At 49.7% G+C, this 3,657-nt stretch carries 3 protein-coding genes; all 3 read right to left on the bottom strand.

What is annotated here, in order from left to right; translation table 11 throughout:
- Positions 1 to 53 precede the first annotated feature (53 nt).
- Positions 54 to 1,679, bottom strand: coding sequence for a hypothetical protein (locus OXH16_11965; protein MCY3682107.1), 1,626 nt, complete (start codon positions 1,677 to 1,679; stop codon positions 54 to 56).
- Between the two features lie 569 nt (positions 1,680 to 2,248).
- Entirely contained in the window at positions 2,249 to 2,728 is a 480-nt protein-coding gene (locus OXH16_11960; protein MCY3682106.1) for a PEGA domain-containing protein, read from the bottom strand.
- A 507-nt stretch (positions 2,729 to 3,235) separates the two neighbouring features.
- Positions 3,236 to 3,657, bottom strand: a 422-nt coding sequence (locus OXH16_11955) for a hypothetical protein (GenBank protein ID MCY3682105.1), incomplete at its 5' end; no start/stop codon positions are given.

Below are 3,657 nucleotides of genomic sequence, written 5' to 3'. Positions count from 1 at the left end.
GGCCTGGGACTGATCCACCAATGTGCGTACCGGCTGACCCAGCACATTGTAGATCACCAACTGCACCGGACCGGACTGGACAGGTGGTAGGTTATCAGGGTGGCGCTGTTGAACGGGTTGGGAAAGTTGGGTGCCAGTCCACTAACTTCCGGCACTGTTTCGGCTGCGAGCACGGGCTTGGATGCGGCCAGTGGTTCGACGCGTACGACCGTCATACCGCCGCTTAGGGTCAGTTCCAGGACCTGGCGTTGATTGCGATTGAGGGGAATGGAGTGCCACTGGCCAACGGTCTCGCCGTCAGCGTTGCGGGCGCGTGCCATATAGTAACCACTCACGCCACTTGGGCTGGAGATGGTGAGGGACAAAGAGCCATTGGCATCGGTGATGGCGCTATAGGCGTAGCCGGGCTGTTGGCCAGCGATGGATCGCGCAAACTCGACGGTCAATCCTTCGACGGCGTCGCCCATAACCGTGGCTTCCACTACCGTATGGGGCTCAGTCGGGACAACGGGTGCGCTTCCATAAAAACCCGATCCAACGATGAAGTCGAGTTGGAGTACGCGTTGGCCTGTATCGAATTCACCTTTGTACTCGCGTGCGTATCCTACCTTGGGGATGTCGGCGCTGTCGGTATCGTCAGTGGGATCGTCGAAGTAATACTCCACAAAGCCGCCTTCCGGGCTGCTTTTCGCCGCTTCGATGACCTGAGGCAAAACGAGCTGTCCGGTAACCACATCTTTGACAGTCGCTACCAGAGGTCGAAGCTCGTATCTGTCGGGAAACGCGCCGTGAAACAGGATGATGTTGCTGGTAAAATCCAGGACGTAGAGGTACACGGAACCGTGTCTCCATGGCCCGTTCTCATCCCGCAAGGCGATCCTGAGTTTCGAGGAAGCGGCTATATCGCCAGTCTTCTGGAGTTCGAGAATGAACTCCCCCGCTTGTGTGACGAATGCCTTCAAGGTTTCTCGATCTACCACTTCCACGGCAGTAATGGTCGGGTCGCCGTAATTGATTTCTTCTTCAACTACGTGAGTTTCATTGAGATCAAATCCGACGAGCATTATGATCGGGAGATTGAAATCGCCCGAGAGATATACGGCGGCATAGCCGGAGGCACCAGGTATTCCCGGACTTAGACCTGGAATAGGAGTAGTCGCATCGAATGCGGCATCCGGTTCTTGCAACAATGTGTTAAAGAGGGTGGCACCAGCCTGGGCGGCGGCAGCAGGATCGGGAGATGCCAGGTTGGTCAGAACGGTTAAGGGTACTCCCAGCGCAGAAAGGATTGATCCATAAATCAAGGGGTTGAGTAGTCTGCCCGACAATGCCATATCCTTTGAGTGAACGAATATCCTGCCGTCGGCCAGCAGTGATACGATGTAGGTGGAACCGGAACGCCAATGGCTCCCCTCTTGCCTGACGAGACATCCATAGTATAACGCTTCTTCTGGCGTCGGAGATCCCTGCTTGAATTGATCTCTCGCTGCCAGCGCGAAGTCCTTCAGGGTAGCGCTGCCGTCTTCCACCTGTTGCGCTGTTACAGCCGGTTCCGCAGGTGGCGTTGCGCCGAGGGGGAGTACACATTCTGCCAGGGCGGGAGGCGCATTGGAAAAGACGCCAGCCAGCACGAGCAGTCCGACAATGGGAATAGTGAGTAATGTTCGAGTTTTTGTCACGATGGTCCTCCCTCTTGGAATGGGTGGTAAGGAATGAGCGCAGGAAGATGGGGTTGAAACTTCTACACTATCCACTAAAGCGATGCTGTTGCCGAATTCCGAATTCTGTCCCGATGCAACTAAACATAGGGCTTATAGAGCCTGAATTCAGGCTACAAACAGCCGTTTTTCCAACCGCATACTTCCTATCGACCAATTCGGCAACAGCATCTAAAACGGAGTAACTCCAAGATCTTAGATATTTTTCACTATATAATGAACATTCTTTGATCGCTGTGTCTGCCTCAGCAAACCGGTCTAAAGGTGATCGAGACCCCGCAAAATGGTTGCCACCGAATGAGTCCTTTCAGTGCGAGTATATAAAGCGGTGGATGGCCGTGAAAGAGTATTTTAATTTGCGTATGGACGCGACAGAAAGGAATTTCTCGCAAAACCATCCATACTTGCAGAATGATTAAATCCTAAAAAGCCTCGAGAACAAAACAAAGGCCGTTAATAACAACCGATCAATGGCCTTTGTTTTATCCCTGGCCGGGGACATAGCCGGCGACTGAAATCAACAGTTTATCTCATTCAGCTTTTTCTATTTTGATCTGGACAGGTTGTGGCGACTCAATTTTCACAGATACCTCATCGGTTGTAGTGATTTTAACAGGTATGTCCAGAAGGCCAGATTGTTTGCTTTCGAGATTGACGTTGATTTCTCCTGGGGAGAGGTTGTACCAAGTGCCCATAACGGCATCTATAACAACAGGTAAGACGCCGCCGAGAATGTCAAGGATAACGATACTACCGCTCACCGTTCTGTTGATTCGTACCTGTTGCGTTTCATATCCTTCTTTTGAAATGGTAACAACATAATTCTGATTCCGCGGCAGTTCTATCAAAGCAGGGCTGACATAAGTTTGCCCATCGACTTCAATAGTAGCTCCCTGCTGGAACGCCTTAATGCTAACCGTTTGTGTTGAACCCTTGAAAAGTGCGCCACAACTCATAAGAGAAAAAGCGCACAGAACGACCAATAGATAGTTTGCAACTCCTTTACTCATTACTGTTTTCCTTTCGATTGTTTTTTTCAAATGAACTACTGGACTTGACCCGTTTTGTATGCTACCAACACTTCCACCTTATCCACCTAAGTTGGAGCACTAGATGGTCGAATGTGTGCATTTTACCTCTCAGTATAAAACCTCCTTTCTCGTTGCAGCAGGCACCAAGCAAAGAATGGAATTTGATTTTATGAGAGGCTGGCAGAGATAGTCGCCTTAAAGCTATCCTGCCAGCCCATAAGACCAGGCCTAGTATGGGAGAGGATCCACCTGGTCATCGCCCTGACGCCTGATGACAACTAAGCTTAATAAGGCAAAAAGCGTGCCAATATGAGCGATGTCCAGAGAGCTATACTCACAAAATGTTGTTTTACATAAAGAATAAGAGCCAATCTGACTATATCATATCGCCACAGAATAGTCGGATTGGCTCTTATGTAAGACCTATTACGGTCTCGAAAGACCTTTTACGGTCCTGGATCTATATTACATCAGTGATATTCAAATTTACTTTTTAATGCCCAGTCTTTTCATTTTGTTATACAGGGTAGAAGGTGGTAATCCCAGCAGTGTCGCCGCTCCCATAGCTCCCTTTATCTGATAGTTGGTGGCTTCGAGCACACCGAGAATATAGCGGCGTTCAAATTCATCCAAAGGCACGACTCCGCGGTCTTGAGAAGCGGATAAGGTACTCCGTCTGGGAGTTGAGGCTGTGATTTGAGAATAATTCATTCCCAAGTCACCCTCTTTAATTTGAGAACCGTGACATACAATCACGGCTCGATTTATCGTATGCTCTAATTCTCGCACATTCCCAGGCCAATCGTAGCTTTGCAGCACCTCGATAATTTCTGGCGTCAGGGGAGCTATTTGCTTGCCTAAATGTGCTGCCCTGCGAGTCTTGAAATACTCGGATAGGTGCGGTATAT

The organism is Gemmatimonadota bacterium, assembly GCA_026705765.1.
Lineage (GTDB): Bacteria > Latescibacterota > UBA2968 > UBA2968 > UBA2968 > VXRD01.
Note: the sequence above shows the minus strand (reverse complement) of the source record. Positions and strands in the feature narration are given on the sequence as shown.

Bases quoted from the DNA above. Each gene is read 5' to 3' on its own strand.
- OXH16_11960 (MCY3682106.1), bottom strand. From the start codon at position 2,728: ATGAGTAAAGGAGTTGCAAACTATCTATTGGTCGTTCTGTGCGCTTTT.